The organism is Psychrobacter sp., from assembly GCF_030454045.1.
GTDB lineage: Bacteria > Pseudomonadota > Gammaproteobacteria > Pseudomonadales > Moraxellaceae > Psychrobacter.
The window spans coordinates 1-18450 of the sequence record NZ_JAKDJE010000057.1; the positions used below are offsets into that span (position 1 = coordinate 1).

General features: G+C 44.3%; 16 protein-coding genes. 6 read left to right on the top strand and 10 right to left on the bottom strand.

Features of this window, described 5'->3' with window-relative positions:
• Positions 1-503 precede the first annotated feature (503 nt).
• The 4 genes from L0G63_RS10255 to L0G63_RS10270 form a co-directional block, all read right to left on the bottom strand.
• Positions 504-2201 (bottom strand): AMP-binding protein, encoded by a 1698-nt coding sequence (locus tag L0G63_RS10255; protein ID WP_301450561.1) that lies wholly within the window; start codon positions 2199-2201, stop codon positions 504-506.
• Positions 2202-2841: 640 nt separating this feature from the next.
• Positions 2842-3618, bottom strand: coding sequence for an iron export ABC transporter permease subunit FetB (gene fetB, locus L0G63_RS10260; protein WP_301450562.1), 777 nt, complete (start codon positions 3616-3618; stop codon positions 2842-2844).
• A gap of 103 nt (positions 3619-3721) precedes the next feature.
• The gene (locus L0G63_RS10265; RefSeq protein WP_301450563.1) at positions 3722-4558 is read right to left on the bottom strand and encodes an ATP-binding cassette domain-containing protein; all 837 of its coding nucleotides are present in this window, start codon (positions 4556-4558) and stop codon (positions 3722-3724) included.
• A gap of 7 nt (positions 4559-4565) precedes the next feature.
• Entirely contained in the window at positions 4566-5147 is a 582-nt protein-coding gene (locus L0G63_RS10270; protein WP_301450564.1) for a hotdog domain-containing protein, read from the bottom strand.
• A gap of 231 nt (positions 5148-5378) precedes the next feature.
• Between L0G63_RS10270 and xthA the strand changes: the two genes are divergently transcribed.
• The 3 genes from xthA to L0G63_RS10285 all read left to right on the top strand — a co-directional run bounded on the left by xthA (position 5379) and on the right by L0G63_RS10285 (position 8273).
• Positions 5379-6203, top strand: coding sequence for an exodeoxyribonuclease III (gene xthA / locus L0G63_RS10275; RefSeq protein ID WP_301450565.1), 825 nt, complete (start codon positions 5379-5381; stop codon positions 6201-6203).
• Between the two features lie 67 nt (positions 6204-6270).
• On the top strand, positions 6271-7494 hold the full coding sequence (gene argJ, locus L0G63_RS10280; protein WP_301450566.1) for a bifunctional glutamate N-acetyltransferase/amino-acid acetyltransferase ArgJ: 1224 nt from the start codon (positions 6271-6273) through the stop codon (positions 7492-7494).
• Positions 7495-7874: 380 nt separating this feature from the next.
• Entirely contained in the window at positions 7875-8273 is a 399-nt protein-coding gene (locus tag L0G63_RS10285; RefSeq protein WP_301450567.1) for a DUF4377 domain-containing protein, read from the top strand.
• A 104-nt stretch (positions 8274-8377) separates the two neighbouring features.
• On the opposite strand, the gene L0G63_RS10290 is transcribed toward L0G63_RS10285, so the two are convergent.
• Positions 8378-9811 carry an L-serine ammonia-lyase gene (locus L0G63_RS10290; RefSeq protein ID WP_301450568.1) on the bottom strand — a complete coding sequence of 478 codons (1434 nt, stop codon included), beginning with the start codon at positions 9809-9811 and terminating at the stop codon, positions 8378-8380.
• A 549-nt stretch (positions 9812-10360) separates the two neighbouring features.
• Here L0G63_RS10290 and L0G63_RS10295 point away from each other — a divergent pair.
• Positions 10361-11809, top strand: a complete 1449-nt coding sequence (locus L0G63_RS10295) for a solute carrier family 23 protein (RefSeq protein ID WP_301450569.1) — start codon at positions 10361-10363, stop codon at positions 11807-11809.
• A 155-nt stretch (positions 11810-11964) separates the two neighbouring features.
• Here L0G63_RS10295 and L0G63_RS10300 read toward each other — a convergent pair whose 3' ends face one another.
• Positions 11965-12897 (bottom strand): DMT family transporter, encoded by a 933-nt coding sequence (locus tag L0G63_RS10300; protein WP_301450570.1) that lies wholly within the window; start codon positions 12895-12897, stop codon positions 11965-11967.
• Positions 12898-13305: 408 nt separating this feature from the next.
• Between L0G63_RS10300 and L0G63_RS10305 the strand changes: the two genes are divergently transcribed.
• Positions 13306-14331 (top strand): WG repeat-containing protein, encoded by a 1026-nt coding sequence (locus L0G63_RS10305; RefSeq protein WP_301450571.1) that lies wholly within the window; start codon positions 13306-13308, stop codon positions 14329-14331.
• Between the two features lie 106 nt (positions 14332-14437).
• On the opposite strand, the gene L0G63_RS10310 is transcribed toward L0G63_RS10305, so the two are convergent.
• Positions 14438-15487, bottom strand: a complete 1050-nt coding sequence (locus L0G63_RS10310; protein ID WP_301450572.1) for an alpha/beta fold hydrolase — start codon at positions 15485-15487, stop codon at positions 14438-14440.
• 27 nt (positions 15488-15514) lie between these two features.
• Positions 15515-15679, bottom strand: coding sequence for a rubredoxin (locus L0G63_RS10315; RefSeq protein ID WP_057759803.1), 165 nt, complete (start codon positions 15677-15679; stop codon positions 15515-15517).
• A gap of 399 nt (positions 15680-16078) precedes the next feature.
• Between L0G63_RS10315 and L0G63_RS10320 the strand changes: the two genes are divergently transcribed.
• Positions 16079-16594: an adenine phosphoribosyltransferase gene (locus L0G63_RS10320; protein WP_301450575.1), complete on the top strand. Its 516-nt coding sequence runs from the start codon at positions 16079-16081 to the stop codon at positions 16592-16594.
• Positions 16595-16690: 96 nt separating this feature from the next.
• On the opposite strand, the gene L0G63_RS10325 is transcribed toward L0G63_RS10320, so the two are convergent.
• Both L0G63_RS10325 and L0G63_RS10330 read right to left on the bottom strand, forming a co-directional pair.
• Positions 16691-17170: a hypothetical protein gene (locus L0G63_RS10325; protein ID WP_301450573.1), complete on the bottom strand. Its 480-nt coding sequence runs from the start codon at positions 17168-17170 to the stop codon at positions 16691-16693.
• Positions 17171-17275: 105 nt separating this feature from the next.
• Positions 17276-18217 (bottom strand): transaldolase, encoded by a 942-nt coding sequence (locus L0G63_RS10330; protein WP_301450574.1) that lies wholly within the window; start codon positions 18215-18217, stop codon positions 17276-17278.
• Positions 18218-18450: the final 233 nt, after the last annotated feature.

Here is an 18450-nt window from a genome sequence, read left to right on the forward strand (position 1 = left end):
AGACAGTATATAGCTTTAGAGCCTACGCCAGCATGAATAATGTCCATTACACCTTGTTTTCACATACTGCTAACGTACAGAGTCCTCTATAAAATTTGATTTAACTACCAAGAATGAGCTACTAAAAAATAAGCATCTGAGTAGATTAAATAACGGGTTACTGTTTCTAAAATTGAAATACCTTTCAAATCAACAGTTTTGACGTGTCTAAAGTCAATATTCGATTAATCTAAATCGACAGAAAACTTAGTGACACATTGCGGGCTTACATTAACATAACTACAACTAAACTCGTTACAGGCATACGAGAACTTGATAGTTTATATTTGGGTTTGATATAGGAAAAAATATATGTTGGAGAGTGAAGGGTATTCAGAATTGATCAGAGTAGATAAAAATTTGTGCTCGATACATTTATCTTTCAATGAGATATTCAAAGCAAATAGGCGCAACAAAAAAGCGCCCTATTATTGATATAGGGCGCTTTTTTCAAGAGAAGTTACTTATTGTTGAGGGTGGTCTGCATGATGTTTCTCACGCAGTTTTTGACGTAATACTTTACCTACATTACTCTTTGGCAGATCACTCACAAATTCAATATAGCGCGGACATTTATAACCCGTCAGATTGTCTAATGCAAAATCTGTAATCACTTCCTTAGTCACGTTATTGTCTGCAGGAACCACATAGATTTTGACTGCCTCACCTTGACGCTCATCAGGAATGCCAATCACAGCGCAGTCAATCACCCCGTCACAGTCTAGCATCACAGATTCAACCTCACTTGGGAATACATTGAAGCCTGAAACCAATATCATGTCTTTTTTACGGTCTAATAAGGTAAAGTAACCTTTTTCATCCATACTCGCGATATCGCCAGTACGGAAATAACCGTCGCTTGTGAAATCATTAGTGCTGTCTCTATTATAGTATCCAGAGGTTACACTAGGACCTTTGATACACATCTCACCTGCTTGGTGCGTGCCCACACGCTCACCATTTTCGTCAATAAGAATGATGTCAACATTGGGGACAGGTATCCCAATTGTACCGTTGAATTTGTCATCGGTGACGAGGTTCGCTGTACCGCCTGCGACCCCTTCTGTCATACCCCAGCCTTCAACCATGGGGCAGCCTGTCACCTCCAGCCAGCGCTCGGCTGTTTGTTTGGTGGCCGCCATACCACCAGCTTGAGAGATACGTAATGGCGCAAAATTCAAGTTTTTAAAAGAGGGTGTATCAAGCAGCCCCTTAAACAACGTATTGACCGCAGGGAAAATATGGAAAGGCTGTTTTGACAAGGTTTTGACAAACCCTGGCATATCACGCGGATTCGGTACCAATATAAAGGTGTAGCCTGAGCGCATACCGAGTAGGCTCAGTGAAAAAGCAAAAATATGATAGAGCGGTAATGCCATGACCATATTGATATACACCTCATTGATGTCTGAGGTCACCGGACGATACCAAGCTTCTGCCATCAAGGCCGCAGCCACGATATTACGTTGGGTCAATATCGTGCCCTTAGACAGACCCGTTGTGCCACCTGTGTACTGCAAAATCGCTAATTGATCTAAAGTCATTTTGGGTGCATGAAAAGGCAAAGTTTTGCCTTGCTTGAGCACGTCAGGGAACTTTGTGACTTCATGCTTTGGATCGTTGAGCTCATATTTGGGTATCAAGCGTTTGACTTGACGGACGATGGTATTCACCAGCATACCCTTAAGTCCCATCATATCGCCAAGTTTAGATAAGACGATACGTTTGATGGCGGTTTCATCGACGACTTGCTCAAGAGCTTGGGCAAAATTATCCACCACAAAAATCACTTGAGCGCCTGAATCATTTAGCTGATGACGTAGCTCACGACCTGTATAGAGTGGGTTGATTGGGGTACAGACGTAGCCTGCACGTAAGATACCAATCATCGTCGGTAGATATTGCGGTAGGTTTGGCATCATCAGCGCGACGATACTTCCTTTGGGTAACCCCTGAGCCTGTAGCCAAGCTGCGATTGCCAAAGAAGCATTATTCACGTCGTTGTATGTATGGGTCACGCCCATACATATACTCATCGGATGCCCACTAAAGCGCTCGAAGCATTCCTCGTACAACTCTATCACGCTGCCATAAGTATCAGGATTAATGGTCTTTGGTACACTTGCTGGATATTGGTCCAGCCAAGGTTTATTTGGCATCATAGTCAGCGTCCTTGCAGTTTGATATGGGTGAAAGGGTTATAAATAAGCGGTCATATACGCGTCAATATCACAAACCTGTATGGATAAGATCAACCAGATAATGGAAGTGATAACGTCCTTGTTTTTGACTGCTTACTGTGGTTGCAATGATCCAATTCTGTTGAGCCACCAAACGCGACCTTATGACTGTTCATGATGATTACTTATGGATCAGTAAAATTTAGAGCAGTCAAGGCGGCGAGTTAGCAAACGAATTAAATGGTTAGATAAGCGACTAATAAAAACAATCTGTGTTTCAAATAAAAGCTATCTTGTCTTACAACCAAGGTATCAAAAAAACGATACATGTAAGCAATACATTAGCATGAATGAAGTTTAAGACAATAATACAAAGCAAGACTGATCAGTACATAGATAAAAATGAACATTACAGCAGGTATATGATGTATAAGAAATTTGCCACCGCAAGATAAGTTTTTGAGTGAGTCAAACGTGTCAATAGGGTATAAGGATTTATTGAGAAAACAGAGAGGTGATTGCGTAAGTATTAAAATGGATATGACTCATCCATGGTGCAAGTCGCTAAGCTGGCAACGTTTGATGGTCAATAAGATGAATGTCATGCAAAGAGAAAATGGTATCAATGAGGCAGAATAAACTGCTTGTTCTTATTAAAAAAGCGTCGATAAATGAGCAACGCGCTGATGGTACAGCCAAGTGTGCTACTCACACAGATCAAAAACATCGTGATTATCTGATAGCGGACCGCTTGGGTGGGATCAGCACCAGCCAGTATTTGACCGGTCATCATGCCAGGTAAGCTGACGATACCGACGACTAGCATAGAGTTGAGCGTTGGGGTCATGCCATTTGTGATTGCGGCACGAATCTGCTCATGGACGGCCTCAAATGGTCGAGCTGAAAGGCTTAGCATCATCTCAATGCGCCCTTGCTGCTCATGAAAAGTTTCAATCAGCTGATTGCTGGTTAAGGAGATGGCAGTCAAAGAGTTGCCTAGTATCAGGCCCAGTATAGGAATAATAAATTGCGGCGTATACCAAGGCTGCACTCTTAGGATAACTATCATCGCTACCGCAGTGACCAGTGTCGCTGAGGTACCTAAGGCTATCAGAGTATCGCTTAACAATCCTTTATAGCTGCGTTTGACACGATTTTTGGCAGCACCTCCTGCAATCAGGGTCATAATGGTCAAAATCAGCAGGACCTCATACCACTGCTCACGGGCAAAAATCCATGCCAGTATCAGACCGATAAAGCTCAGCTGCACGATAGTACGAACAGCGGCCATTAAGAGTGTGCTCGTCAGCTTCAAACGCAGCTGCCATGATATGAGTAATACGATGATAATCAGACTGCTGGCAAGCGCAATATCACTGTAAGTTAAAAATACTTGCATATGATTCATACCGTTGAGGGGGCTCATTATAAAGGAAGGCAGTAATGTCATGAGCACGATGTAATGAAGGTTTCGAGCAAGTTTTTGAGCATCATATCGTGCCCTAGAGCGCTTCGGTTAGTACACCTGCTTGCATATGCCAATGTCTACTGGCCAATGACATAATCTCTTTGGTATCGTGAGTTACCCATAATAACGAGCGCTGCCTGTTGGCCTGCAACCATCTCATCAGCAAGCTGACCAACTGCGCTGAGGTGTCGATATCTAGCGCGGCGGTTGGCTCATCTAGTAATAGTACTCGCGGATTGAGTTGTAGTAGGCGTAAGGTATTGACCAGCTGACGCTCACCACCTGATAAGTGGTTGGCCTCTTGTTGCAAAAAGTCTGCATTTTTATTCAAAGACGCAAGTTGGGTCAAATGCCAGTTTATATCAAAACTTTGGGTCTGATGCGCGTCTAAAGCATAAGGCATCTTTAAATTATCAAGGACATTGCCCTCTAACAGCTGTGGCTGTTGAGCAAGCAGCGCCACTTGCTTGCGCCAAGTAATTGGCGATGTGGCGTGAATGCTTTCATCTCGCTGATGTGGCGTGGTATCACTACGCAAATGAATATCACCAGTGCTCATCGGCAACAATCCTGCCAGCACCCGCAAAAGGACAGATTTGCCACTACCAGAAGCCCCTGTCAACACGGTGATTTGTCCTGACAAAAGCTCACCGCTCACACCCTTTATCAGTGCTTGGTGGGGCGATGATAGATTCTTAACTAACACACGTTTTTGGCGTTTGTTCGACCAGCTTTGATAAAGACGATACGGAGCAACGCCTTTTGCTTGTTCACCATTGTGACGCTCAGAATGATGCGTGTTGACTGTCCGTCTGCTGTGTACCCAGAGGTCGTCAAATCGAAACAAAGGCTTTTTGGTATCAATGCTCATAGAGAGGTTAGTGATTCATCTGCTCGCTAATGGCTTGTTCAATGGCATCTCGTAATTCTTTTGGTACACGGATAGGTCGCATGGGTGTGGTATTTACTGCGTTGTCAGGTTGAGCGCTATTTGTTTCGTTATTAGCCATCGGCTCTGGTTTGACAAGGTTTTGTACACAAGCAATGACGATCTTAGTGCTACTTAATATCTGGCTAGTGGTTTTGTCTGTAGCGCTATTATCTGATGTGCTACGGCGAATGCTTTGATAGAATATGATGCTGGCAGGTTTTAGCTCCACTTTATCAATACATACAGTAATGATTTCATCTAAGAGAATGGCTCTCTTGTATTGTAAATCTGCCTGACTCACGACAAAATGCTGTATGTCGCCATCATCAGTTTGCAAAAAATAACCGTTTAGACCCAGCTTGGTAAACCAATCACGGCGGCAGTTCTCAAAAAACACCAGATGGTTGGCATGATAAACGATGCCGCCTGCATCCGTATGGTTGATGTAGACGTTATAATCTTTAGTAAATAGTGGTTCAATGTCGTTATTTACGGCTGTATTTGTATTTTTATGCTCAGTTGTCGTCATAACGGGCTCAGTATTTTTGATAAAGGTTGTTTAGCGAACGTAATTTATATATGTGGGCAAATAAGAAACCCGACAAAAAATAGTCTCTATTATATTTATAATAAGCGCTACTCTAGCTCAAGATATAAGGCCATGCAACAGCTAGGGCAGCCTAGGTCTGTTATCATAGGCTTTTGTATCAGACTCATCTATATCAGCACAGTCTTTTAACCAATCAGTATAGGACAGTTTATGACCCGTTTTGTCAGTTTTAATATCAATGGTATCCGCGCTCGCCAGCATCAGCTTGAGGCAGTGCGCGAGGTAATCGATCCTGATGTCATGGGTCTACAAGAGACCAAAGTCCATGACGATCAATTTCCACTTGATGACACAAAAGCTCTAGGATATCACGTAGAGTATTTCGGGCAAAAAGGACATTATGGCGTGGCATTACTGTCAAAAGTGGCGCCTATATTTGTACAAAAAGGTTTTCCTAGCGAAGATGCTGAAGCACAAAAGCGTTTTATACATGCACGCTATGAGCTTGAAGGGCGTGAAGTGGATGTGCTCAATGGTTATTTTCCACAAGGAGAGAGCCAAGACCATCCGACCAAATTTCCGATGAAGCGTGCTTATTATGCAGATTTAATGGCTTATATTGATACACTAAAGGCAGAAGGTCGTTCGATCATTGTCATGGGTGACATGAATATTGCACCAGAAGACATTGATATCGGTATCGGTGAGGTCAATGCCAAGCGCTGGTTAAAAAATAGAAAAACCTCATTTTTGCCAGAGGAACGCGAATGGTACTCAGCATTGATGTCGCGTGAGTTGACCGATACGTACCGTTTGCATTATCCAGAGAGTACCGAATTATACAGTTGGTTCGATTATCGCAGTCGCGGCTTTAATGATGAACCCAAGCGCGGTTTACGTATCGATCATATTTTATGCACATCAGACCTCGTTAGTGGATGTATCGATGCTGGCATCAGCTATGAGCTACGCGCTATGGAAAAACCCTCTGACCATGCACCCATTTGGTCGGCATTTGATCTAAAAAAACCGTAATATTTATATGATGTTTATCACATTACCTCTAAAAACAACGATAAAAATTGAAAATAAGGATTTTACTATGTCTGTTGGAAACGTAGCAGTACCTGATATTATTTATCCCATTGATGGCATTAAGCTGAGCGCAACTGCCGCGGGCGTACGTTATAAAAATCGTGATGATTTGGTCGTGATTGAAATCGCTGAACAGGCCTCGACCGCAGTTGTCACGACTAAAAATACATTTTGCGCCGCGCCTGTACGTATATTACGTGAGCACTTTACCAAGGCTAGTCCGCGTTATCTGGTAACCAATACAGGTAATGCAAACGCAGGGACGGGCGCTGATGGTAAACGCCGCGCTACTGAAATTTGTATTGCCTTGGCTGAAAAAGCTGGCGTAGAGGCTAATACAGTACTGCCATTTTCTACTGGCGTGATTGGCGAGCCATTAAATAGTGACGCGGTCATTGCAGGTTTAGACGATGCGCTAGCAAACTTAGCCTCTGATAACTGGTTGGCTGCTGCTAACGGTATCCGAACGACAGATACTATCCCTAAGCTTGCAAGCCAAAAAGTCGACGTTGCAGGTACTAGCTATCATATCACTGGCATGTCAAAAGGCTCAGGCATGATACGTCCAAATATGGCGACTATGCTGGGTTATGTCGCAACCGATGCCAATATCGCGGCCGACTTATTGCAAGAGATGCTAAGCGCTATCAATGAGCAGTCGTTTAACCGTATTACCGTTGATGGGGATACATCGACCAACGACTGCTGCGTGTTGATTGCGACAGGTGCTGCCAGCTCAGAGGTGATTGATAGTCCAGCGCATCCGCATTATCAGGCCGTTTTTGATGCACTGCGCGACGTCTTTGTACGCCTAGCGCAGCTTATCGTGCGTGATGGTGAAGGGGCGACCAAGTTTATGACGGTTAAAGTGAGTGGCGGGCAGACCACGCAAGAGTGCTGCGATGTGGCTTATGCTGTGGCGCATTCACCACTGGTAAAAACCGCATTCTTTGCGAGTGATGCAAACTGGGGGCGTATCCTAGCAGCCGTCGGTTATGCTGGTATTGATGACCTAGACACCGAGCAAGTTGATGTGTATTTGGATGAGGTGATGATTTGTCAAAATGGCGGTGTCGCGCCCAGCTATACAGAAGAGGCAGGTAAGGCCGTCATGAGCCGCGCTGAGATTACCATTCACATTGATCTTGCTCGTGGTGATGCTAGCGATACGGTGTATACCTGCGATTTGTCATACGATTACGTCAAAATCAACGCGGACTATCGCAGCTAGCTCCTATTGTTTAGTAACTTTTTAAATATCGCCAAACAGCCAGAGTAATGATTGCTCTGGCTTTTTTGTGTCTAATACTAAGCTGTTATCAAATTACTCTGCTATTCAATACGTAGTATTAACAACAGTTGCAAAAGCTGACGTTACTTTACAAAGCAGTTATAGAGAGTAAGGTGAGTTGCGACCTATACTTGCTGGGGTAAACAGATGATATTCACTACACCGCTAGTAAAGCTGGCTAGAGATTTCAATTAGCGTGACTCTAAATATCATCATGGTAGAAAGAAGCTTTGTTGTATGAAGAAATGCAGTAGAGTTTTTAAAATAATAAATTTAGATAGAAAATGAAGAATTATTACCAATTATCTGAGGATTGAATAATGAAAAGATTAGCACTTGCAGCGTTGATGACAACTTTTGCTCTAACTGGTTGCTCTACTATGAGCATGGACAATGAGCGTACAATGGTCGTAGAAGGCCAGCCTATGAATGTAAAAGTGGTCAACATCCCAAGTTTTGAGGTAGAAGTTGCCCCGCGCAAAGCAGTTTGTGATCTGACTGCAACAGACGGTACGACGGTCGAATCACAGTGCTTACAGTATCGCCAGTCTCATCAAAAAAACTACACGACGCTAAATGGTAACATTCAAGGCTTCACTTATGAGCCAAACTACCGTTATGTCTTAGATGTGCGTCAAGAAGCAGTGACTGCTGAAGGCTCTAACATGGTTAAGCCAGTATGGATTCTAAACGAAGTGGTATCAAAAACAGCTGAGTAATATAGATCTGATCCCTATAAAAAGGCCGCTACTATCGTAGCGGCCTTTTTTATTGTCGTTATTGCCATGACAAGTTTGCATAATTAGCAATACTGTCTATTAGTTTAACATTGACTATAGTTCACACTGACGCCGCGCGTGGCAGTAGGAATTCGGTTGTCGGCATAAACAGCGAGGCCGCCACGAGCCGTCTCTTTATACTTATCAGACATATCAGCTCCTGTTTGTTTCATCGTCTCTATAGCCTTATCTAAAGAGACAAAATGCTGACCATTTCCTCTACAAGCCAGACGTGCTGCATTGATGGCTTTGACCGCACCCATGGCGTTGCGCTCAATGCATGGGACTTGCACCAGTCCACCAATAGGGTCGCAGGTGAGACCTAAGTTATGTTCAATGCCAATTTCTGCTGCATTCAAGCATTTGGCTGGTGTCCCATTCATGACTTCTGCCAATGCAGATCCTGCCATCGCACAGGCAGACCCCACTTCACCTTGACAGCCAACTTCAGCACCAGAGATGGAAGCGTTTTGCTTGATGAGGCTACCGATAGCGGTGGCATTTAATAAAAATTTACGGACGCCATCTTCGCTATAATTAGGCAAAAAGTCGCGATAATAATGCAATACTGCAGGAATGATACCTGCCGCGCCATTGGTGGGTGCGGTAACGACTTTGCCACCATTGGCATTTTCTTCATTGACGGCGAGGGCGTACAAGTCTACCCAGTCCATGGCTGCCAATTTGTCATTGTTGGTGACAGGTTGGTCCTTTTCCGCAGAAAGCTGCATGTGCAGATCTTGTGCACGGCGTTTGACATCCAGACCACCTGGCAGAATGCCACCGTTTTCACAGCCTTGTTTGACGCAGTCTTGCATCACTGCCCAAATACTATCTAAGTAGGCAAACACTGTCTCTTTATCATGGAAGTGGCATTCATTTGCCAGTACCAATTCGCTAATACTCAAGTCATGCTGACGGCATTGTTCTAGTAGCTCTGCTGCATTATTAAAAGGATAAGGGACGCTATTGATCGTTGGGCTGGCATGGTCTTCATCTGGATCGGTGGCGTCTTCTTCATTGATAACAAAACCGCCGCCAATCGAATAATAGGTCTGCTGATAACGAGTGCCATCAGTCGATATAGCACGAAGCGTCAGTGCGTTAGGGTGATAGGGCAGGACAGTATCATCGTGCCAATAGATATCTTGCTCGGTATCAAACGCAATCGTATGTGTGCTTGAGACGTTTAATATTCTGTCAGAAAAAATAGGTGATAAATAGTTACTGGTCATACGTGTGTCGATCGTACTAGGCGTATGACCAAGTAACCCTAACAATATGGCAGTATCTGTTGCGTGCCCTTTTCCTGTCGCCGCCAGCGAGCCATAAAGCTCGATTTTAATGCGAGCGACAGCTGTGAGCGCCATTTGCTCAGTGAGCGATGCCAAGAACAAGTTGGCTGCGACCATCGGCCCGACTGTGTGTGAGCTTGATGGGCCAATTCCGATTTTGAACAAATCAAAAATACTAATCATAATAAGTTACCGAAAAATTCAAGGACTCAAGCAGTCGTCATGACTGTATTAAGTACTTTTATTAAAAATATAATAGACAGTCGTCACTCTCAAGTCCCACTACAGAAGACTTGTGAGCGACCGTCTATAAAAATATTGCTATTAAAGAGTACAGATGGTGACTGAATAATCACTTTTATTTGTTTTGAAACTCCGCTATCATGCTCGGAGTCAACGACTATGTAACATCCTGTAAGTCAATATCGCTATTAAATAGGCTGGTTGGTAGAAGAGCAAACGTGCTTTTGATCACACAGTATCTTTGGTTATACATAGTGATCTAATACAACCAGCCAAGAACTGGCTATCATACCAAATAATACTTTTGGTTTGTCATATTACAACATAAATGAATGAATTGGGATGACATATTATCGATAGAAGACGATAGTGCTTATTTATATTGTTTACGACTTCTATCGCGTTCGCTACTATCCTCCCAATTTCGCACCGTTTTTACTTTTTCCATTATTTTAGCCTATTACCTCAGCTCACATAGGACAAGCGCGCATGCCATCTCAAAAAGACCCCTCATCAGCTTCAGACAACAGCGCTCAAAATCAGTCAGCTCACAATGCATTGGAAGCTGCAGGCATTGATTCAGCAGCCATCCACTATCCTCACAATCCGGATTTTGACAATGGTCGTTGGTTTCCAACATGGCGACCTTACAAAGGTGACTTGGATCGCGATCCTGTAGGCATCAATGATTATTTGCCACCATCAAAGAGTGTGTTGCTTGGTATACAACATACGTTTGCCATGTTTGGTGCAACGGTGCTGGCACCACTACTGATGGGATTTGATCCTAATTTGGCCATTTTGATGTCTGGTATCTGTACGGTGATGTTTTTTATGATCACGGGTGGGCGTATGCCAAGCTACTTGGGCTCAAGCTTTGCTTTTATCGGTCCGGTGATTGCAGTGACTGCTTATGCAGGCGCAGGATTTAATGAAAATTTGAATGTGGCGCTAGGCGGTATCATGGCCTGCGGTATTATTTATGCGCTGATTGGTTTGCTTGTGATGAAAACTGGCACAGGCTGGATTGAGCGCTTGATGCCGCCTATCGTGACGGGTGCCATCGTTATGATTATCGGCCTCAACTTAGCCCCAGTTACGATCCAAGGGGTTTCTGCCAACCAATTTGATGCTTGGATGGCTACTTTGACCGTGCTGCTTATCAGTGGTGTGGCGGTATTTACCCGCGGTATGCTACGCCGTCTGCTCTTGTTGGTAGGATTGGTATTATCCTATGTGGCTTATTTTGTGATGACCAACATCTTAGGTTTTGGTACGGCCATCGATTTTAGCGCAGTCGCTGCGGCTTCGTGGTTTGGCCTGCCAAGCATTCATACCCCGCGCTTTGAGATGAGCGCTATTATTTTAATTGCGCCTGTCGCCTTTATTTTGGTGGCTGAGAATTTAGGTCACTTCAAAGCCGTCGAAGGTATGACAAAGGCTCGCGTCACCCCATATATGGGCAGAGCATTTTTGGCAGATGGTTTGGCAACGACTTTTTCGGCAGGATTTGGCGGTACGGGCGTGACCACCTATGCTGAAAATATCGGGGTGATGGCTGTCACCAAGGTATATAGCACGACGATCTTTGTCGTCGCAGGTTTGGTTGCGATCATACTAGGATTGTCACCAAAGTTTGGCGCCATTATTCAGACGATACCAGCGGCTTTGTTGGGCGGTGCGTCTATCGTGGTGTTTGGTTTGATTACGGTGGCTGGGATAAAAATTTGGATTGACAGCCACATTGATTTTAGCAAAAACAGCAATTTGATTATTGCTGCGGTGACTATCATCATGGGTACGGGCAATTTTAGCTTGCATTTAGGCGGCTTTGATTTGGGTGGTATCGGCACCGCTACGTTGGCTGCTATCTTGCTAAATGCCTTATTTAACCAAAGTGGCGAGACCAAAACCGTGCCTTCATCGTTGGCCAAATAATCAATCTGTCAGTTGTTTGAGTCTTAAATATTGAGACAAGTTAAAAAGGCTTTATCAGTGTATTTACAGCGTCAACAAAAAGCGCCCATGCTATGAATAGTATGGGCGTTTTTTATTAAATGTCTGCGTGAGACAATCGTATCAATACTACTTAATTACTTATAGTCTCGCTTATAAAACCTTGAAAAAAATCGATAGCGGCGTAGGGCGCGTGGTTTTGGTTTTAGTGACCCTAAATAAATAGCAAACATGGTTAACAAGGCGCCGCCCCATTGTAAGCCATTGATAGGTTTGTCCAGCCAGCTATAGTCAATAACCAAAGCGGCGATGGGTTCAGTTAACAATAACAGACCCGTCAATGCCAAAGAAAGCTTAGGAATAGAGTAAGCGATTAGTCCCCATGCCAAGCACTGCATGACCGTACCATAGATAAGCACCCAACCAATCTCAGACCATGTATTGGGCAAAATATGACCTGTATCAAATACAAACATCGGCACAATCATCGCTAAGACACCGCCTATGCTAATCAATTGCATCAACATAAATATCGGTGTTGGCTCAGTATCATGCGTTTTACGAATAAAAGTCATGGAAGCTGCCAGCATCGCGCCCGATACGATGCCTGTGACAAATCCCCAAGTAGCAGCGGTATTGTGTGCAAATTCTGGACTGCCTATCATAGCGACACCCAGCATTGCCAAAAATAAGCTAATAATCTGCACAATCGATTGGCGCTCATTAAAATATAAAAATCCAATCGCTGCCAAGAAAAAGATTTGTAAGCTATTGAGTAGGGTGGAGATGCCAGGACCAACGGCATAAATACTCTCATGCCAAAGCGCCAAATCTAAGCCTAAAAATGCACCTGATAACAAACTATAAAAAATAGCACGTCTGGATTGTGGCAGACGCTGCCCCATGGCTTTGGCCAAAATAGCGAATACAACCCCAGAGATGGCCAGTCGCCAAAATGACATTGCCCAGCCACCAATATCGACATGAGCGACGATCAGACTGCCCAAACCAAAGATAATACAACCGATGACTAAGCTAATAGGGGCAGTGCGTGAAGAAGCAGTTGCCATAAGACGTCCTTATATTATTATTCTTATATTGCTGGATGAAAATTTGAATTGATCAAAGGCATATTGTCAGGGTTTTGAGTAAAAAATGAAATGGTAAAACCGAAAATTATTCTGGTTATAAGAGAAATCGTTATGGCAGACAATACTATCATCGATAAAAGCAAGCGAAGTGCGAGTAGGGTGCATAGTATAAAGGGCTTTGTATAGTCACAAAGTTATCATCTGACCCTTACGCGCTACTTATGTAGCACGATGATGAGGATGCAACATCTCCTATATAATCGAGTCACATCCTTACAGGAATGGCGTTGGCGTGGATACCGCAATTTGTTAATCTAGCATCTTATAAAAGAATTCATCACCGATTCGCTGTATCAAACCATCTATACTATCTGCCCAGGTCTACTTATGCTTCGATATTCTTTGTCAAAAACACCATCAGATGTGAGCTTTCAATCAACTCTGAAAGTGTCGCCATTTTATTTTGCTATTGGCATTGTTGCTAGTGCGTTTTTTTTGATGTCCAGCGCTCAAGCGGCCAGTTGTAAGCTGCCAAAAAGCTACTATAAAAATGTCTCTTGTACGTCTAATAGTGGTTATTTTTTGGCGATCAAAGACTTTGGCGCGCCTGTCGCTTTACTCAATAGCAAAGGTAAAAAGGTGGTTGACTTATCACGCTATCAAAAAGTCGCAGCCGACAAAATAGCAGGCGGCCTCCTACCTGTTGTACGCGGCCGTCAGGTTGGCTATCTAAATATGCAAGGTCGTGAAGTGGTGCCTGCAATATACGATACGCTTTCAGAGAGTCAAGGATGGGCACGCCCTGTATCTGAAGGCCGTATTGTGGTCAAAAAAGACGGTAAGTTTGGGGTTATTAATACCTCTAGCAGCACTGTGGTTCCGTTTTCAGCCGCTATTGATGAGATTGACGACTATCGTAATGGGGTCGCGCGTGTCCGCAAAAACCGTGCGATAAGTTGGTTGGACAAGAACGGCAATGAGACCCGTGATCCAAACGCTCAGGATGCGCGCACATCGGCCAGACAGTCGACTGCTTTGACAGGTAGTGGCAATGCATCATCAAACTCACCTGAGCTGACGCGTTTTACGACGTTGCAGCCCCGTCAGCAAGAGGGAAAATGGGGGTTTGTTGATGACAATGAGGTGACCATGATTACCTATTCGTTTGATGAGGTTCGCCCATTCTCTGAGGAGTTGGCAGGCGTGCGTATTGGCAATGAGTGGGGCTTTGTCAATCTGGGCGGTGAGCTAGTGATTCCTTTTCGTTTCACTGACGATGGGGTCGTGGTCAACGATACATACAAAGGGAAGCGCTCGTTTGTCTTTACGGACGGCAAAGCATGGATTGGCAACCTAAAAAATGGCAATAAAATGTGTATTGATACAACAGGTGCTGGTGTCAGTTGTGGGTAATGCTACAGTTAATACTGCTATAAAAAAAGAGCGTGAATCCTATCAACGATTAATAGGGTTTGCGCTCTTTTTTATGGCTTTTTCGCAAGATTTTGGCAGGTCAATATTACTTATCTAACAGATGGTTGCTGATCAAATCGACCATATAAGGCTGATAATATTCTGGAATATCATGCGCCATGCCTTCGATCAGATGAAACTTGGCATTAGGAATGGTTTTTGCCACCACTCGACCTTGTGATGGCGGCAGCAGGCCATCCGCGCTCCCGTGTAGTACGATAGTCGGTGCTTTGACTTGCTTACTAAAGCGGCTAATAGAGCCTGATGCCAAAATGGCATTAAGCTGCTGTACTGTACCTAACGGGTGAAAATTGCGCTGGTAGCGAATTTTGGCGATTTCACGAACCATACGTACATTAACATGCCCTGGGGTGCCAACCGTTTTCATAAACCAGACGCTATGACGTACGATATCACGCTCAGAGTGACTCTCTGGACGGTTGATAAGGGTGTATAGCTGCTTGGGTTTTGGGGGCTTTAAAAACGCACGGTTGGTTGTAGTAAACATCAGCGCCATACGCTGTACTAAGCTTGGATACCTTGCCGCCACGATCTGAGCGATCATACCGCCCATGGAGGCACCAAGCAGATGCGTTTTTCCAAGCTTTAGCGCTTTGATCAAGCGCGCGGTATCCTCTGCCATGTCAGTGAGGTTATAAGCCACCTGAGTGCTCTTATTCGATAGACCCGTTTGCAAACGCACCATCATTTTGAGCTGATTAATACGGGGCAGGCCTTCGATCTGTACTTTAGATGATAAGCCAATATCGCGATTATCAAAACGGATCACAAAAAAACCAGCATCAATAAAACGCTTCATAAAATTGTCTGGCCAAAATATCATTTGGGAACCAAGCCCCATGACCATCAGTAGAGGTGGGTTGTCAGGGTTACCGCCTGCTTCGACACACAGCTCGATGCCATCACCAATATCAATCATCGCCTGATGTAAGTGCTGGCTAAGATCAGAGTCGCGCCACTGATGTTCCCCAAACCGTTGCCATTCAGGCGTGGGGTAGTTGTCTAGAGCACTGTCTAGATGGCTCTCTGGGTTTTCAGGCAATTTGGCACTATTGATGTCATTTGATTTTGTCATGAAGTGTCCTAATTAGAGAGTCAACGACTACAGCTCAAGCATCTCAAAATCGAGCTTGCCGACACCGCACTCAGGGCAAGTCCAGTCATCAGGGATATCCTCCCATTTGGTGCCAGGAGCAATACCTTCTTCAGGGCAGCCAAGCGCTTCATCATATATCCAGCCGCAGACAATACATTCATAACGTTTCATAAGTAGTCCTATCGATCATTACCAGTGTTATAGTGCGTCATAAACGCTTATAGGTTGCCTTGCCGTCATTATATTAGACCGCAAAAGCGCACGTAGTTTAGCATATAACCGTTGTTTTCATAGTTAAGTTTACACTTGTATATTGAGATGACTTATCTTTTATCAAGTCCATCATCTGAACCGTCGTGTCGAAGCGAAGTACGATCTTGGGCTATAAGCCGCCACAAAAAAGCCAATCATGCTATAATAACGGCCGCTAAATTGACACTGTCAGCCATAATTGCCTGTTGATCTATCAGTGTCTAACTATTGTCTAAGCCATATAACATATACAAGCTAAGGGTTTTCATGAGTATTAACGCCGCCACATCTGCCACTATCAAAAATGAGACGACTCCAATGCTCAATACTGACCATCCATTTTGGCAGATTATTCGCACAGTACCAGACTTTCCAAAAGCTGGCATTGATTTTTATGATATTACCCCGTTACTGCGCAGTCATGTGGATGCTGTCATTGATGCGCTGCTTGCCGCGTTGCCAGAGGGGCTGATGGATGAGGTGGATTGCTTAGGGGCTGTTGAGGCGCGCGGGTTTGTATTTGCAAGTATGCTGGCAGGGCGCTTGGGTAAGGGTATGATTTTACTGCGTAAACCAGGTAAGCTACCACCACCTGTTGCCAATAAGGCCTATGCGCTTGAGTATGGCAAAGACACGCTTGAGATGCAAAATAATTTGCCACCTGAGCGTGTGCTACTGGTCGATGATATCTTGGCGACTGGCGGAACCCTAACGACAGCTTATGAGCTGTGCCAATCGGCAAATCATACGGTGGTTGGCGCATTGGTATTATTAGATTTGGTGGATTTGCATGGCGCGTTTCCCGTCCCTGTCTATACGGTATTGACCGCGTAAAGTTAAAGATTTTAAGAGTTTTATTCTATAAAAAAGCGCCCTGAAAATGATCAGGGCGCTTTTTTTGTCTGCTGTGTTAGAAATAATGAGGGGTGCTTATGAAAGCTTACTGTCCTCATAGCTTTTACAGGCGTACTCAATCAATGTACGACCAACACTTTTTGGTACGGTGATAATAAAGTCCTTGGTGGTCAGAATGGGTTTTTCTGATTGCCACGATTTGAGGACTTTATTATCAGCATTATAATCGACGTAAGCCCTTTTATAATAGCTGAAGTCTTTACATGAAATCAGTAATTGCTGATCGCTATGATGAATACTTTTCTCTTTTGTTGTGCCTGTGTCTGTCCCTTTTTCTTTTTGTGTCTCTTTTGATGTAGGGTAGGTTTTTAGCATAGAGACTGTGATATTTTCGACGTTTTTTTCGTCTATGATGTTGATGTCAGAGTGTTCGATAGAGTTAACATCTAAGCTAAACGTCGATCCAGAGTTACTCTTAGTCACTTCCACCCAATTGACTGCATGGGCGCTGGTCACTAAAACACTGCCTGCCAATAACATTGATAGCCGTTTCATACTTAAGCCTTGCTTCTTGGTATTTGAAGTCGCTCATGATAGCCAACTTACTATGGGCAGGCAAATATCTTTTGTGTGTTATGAGTATTGGCTGTGCCTGCTTTATTACTCGCGCAGAGCCGCTAATGTCTGAGCAAGCTCATCACGCGCTCCGATAAAACCATCAATTCCTTTCGGTAATAAGTCTTGCGTAACCTTATCTTGCTGATAGGCAGCGCTAAACGCTTCGTGTGTTAGGCTCACTTGAGTCATCGCTTGCATATCCATGGACATGCTCGGCGATAATTGACGAGGCACATCGATATCCATTGCTGCCAGATCATCAATGAGGTTGGGTGCAATAGTCAGTAAATCACACCCTGCAAGCGCCACTATCTGCTCAGTCGAGCGAAAACTTGCGCCCATGACTTGTGTCTGGTAGCCATGCTGCTTGTAATATTGATAAATGCGTTTGACGGATTGTACGCCCATATCCTCAGACGCTGGCACGTTTTGGCGGTTTTGTTGACGCTTTTGCCAGTCCAAAATACGTCCTACAAAAGGTGATATAAGCGTGACACCAGCGTCCGCGCAGGCAATGGCTTGATGCTGACCAAATAGTAGCGTCAAATTACAGTGAATGCCTTGGGTTTCAAGGTAACGCGCCGCTTCAATTCCTTGCCAAGTCGCTGCCATCTTGATCAATACGCGTTCTGGATTTACCCCCGCTTTTTGGTAGGCATCCATAAACGCCAGTGCTTTATCTATCGTCGCCCCAGTATCGTAAGACAAACGCGCATCGACTTCGGTAGACACGCGCCCTTCAATCAGTGCCAAAATATCACAGCCAACTTGAATGGTCAGCGCATCAATCACTGCATCGACATCGCCATTATGGCGGCTCATGGTTTCTGATAGCATGCTTTGGTTGTCAGGTTGGATCATGGCCTTGGTGATAAGGCTTGGGTTTGTGGTGGCATCGATTGGTTTGAGGCGAGCGATAGCAGCCAAATCGCCTGTATCGGCAACGATGGTCGTCATGGTACGTAATTGTTGTAATGCGCTCATCAGGTATCCTTTTTCTTATTAGTGATGGGGTGCTCCTCTTATAAATGACAGGGGAGGGAGCTGAATAGGAACTGTAACATAGTTTTGAGCGTATGTTTTCTCATAGTTGTGCCATACGTCGCTGCCATCTCACTTAACTGTGATAATATTAGGGCGTGTTGAACATTCGACCATGGCCCTGACAGCGACTATTTTTTAGGCGATTCGGTGTTAAAAATGATAAGTTTAGTCAT

What these genes read in the sequence shown, in the direction of transcription:
- L0G63_RS10305 (WP_301450571.1), top strand. Translation starts at nt 13,306, where the DNA reads ATGCTTCGATATTCTTTGTCAAAAACACCATCAGATGTGAGCTTTCAA.
- L0G63_RS10320 (WP_301450575.1), top strand. Translation starts at nt 16,079, where the DNA reads ATGCTCAATACTGACCATCCATTTTGGCAGATTATTCGCACAGTACCA.
- L0G63_RS10300 (WP_301450570.1), bottom strand. Translation starts at nt 12,897, where the DNA reads ATGGCAACTGCTTCTTCACGCACTGCCCCTATTAGCTTAGTCATCGGT.
- L0G63_RS10315 (WP_057759803.1), bottom strand. Translation starts at nt 15,679, where the DNA reads ATGAAACGTTATGAATGTATTGTCTGCGGCTGGATATATGATGAAGCG.
- L0G63_RS10310 (WP_301450572.1), bottom strand. Translation starts at nt 15,487, where the DNA reads ATGACAAAATCAAATGACATCAATAGTGCCAAATTGCCTGAAAACCCA.
- L0G63_RS10265 (WP_301450563.1), bottom strand. Translation starts at nt 4,558, where the DNA reads ATGAGCATTGATACCAAAAAGCCTTTGTTTCGATTTGACGACCTCTGG.
- L0G63_RS10330 (WP_301450574.1), bottom strand. Translation starts at nt 18,217, where the DNA reads ATGAGCGCATTACAACAATTACGTACCATGACGACCATCGTTGCCGAT.
- L0G63_RS10295 (WP_301450569.1), top strand. Translation starts at nt 10,361, where the DNA reads ATGCCATCTCAAAAAGACCCCTCATCAGCTTCAGACAACAGCGCTCAA.
- xthA (WP_301450565.1), top strand. Translation starts at nt 5,379, where the DNA reads ATGACCCGTTTTGTCAGTTTTAATATCAATGGTATCCGCGCTCGCCAG.
- L0G63_RS10325 (WP_301450573.1), bottom strand. Translation starts at nt 17,170, where the DNA reads ATGAAACGGCTATCAATGTTATTGGCAGGCAGTGTTTTAGTGACCAGC.
- L0G63_RS10285 (WP_301450567.1), top strand. Translation starts at nt 7,875, where the DNA reads ATGAAAAGATTAGCACTTGCAGCGTTGATGACAACTTTTGCTCTAACT.
- L0G63_RS10255 (WP_301450561.1), bottom strand. Translation starts at nt 2,201, where the DNA reads ATGATGCCAAATAAACCTTGGCTGGACCAATATCCAGCAAGTGTACCA.
- L0G63_RS10290 (WP_301450568.1), bottom strand. Translation starts at nt 9,811, where the DNA reads ATGATTAGTATTTTTGATTTGTTCAAAATCGGAATTGGCCCATCAAGC.
- argJ (WP_301450566.1), top strand. Translation starts at nt 6,271, where the DNA reads ATGTCTGTTGGAAACGTAGCAGTACCTGATATTATTTATCCCATTGAT.
- L0G63_RS10270 (WP_301450564.1), bottom strand. Translation starts at nt 5,147, where the DNA reads ATGACGACAACTGAGCATAAAAATACAAATACAGCCGTAAATAACGAC.
- fetB (WP_301450562.1), bottom strand. Translation starts at nt 3,618, where the DNA reads ATGCAAGTATTTTTAACTTACAGTGATATTGCGCTTGCCAGCAGTCTG.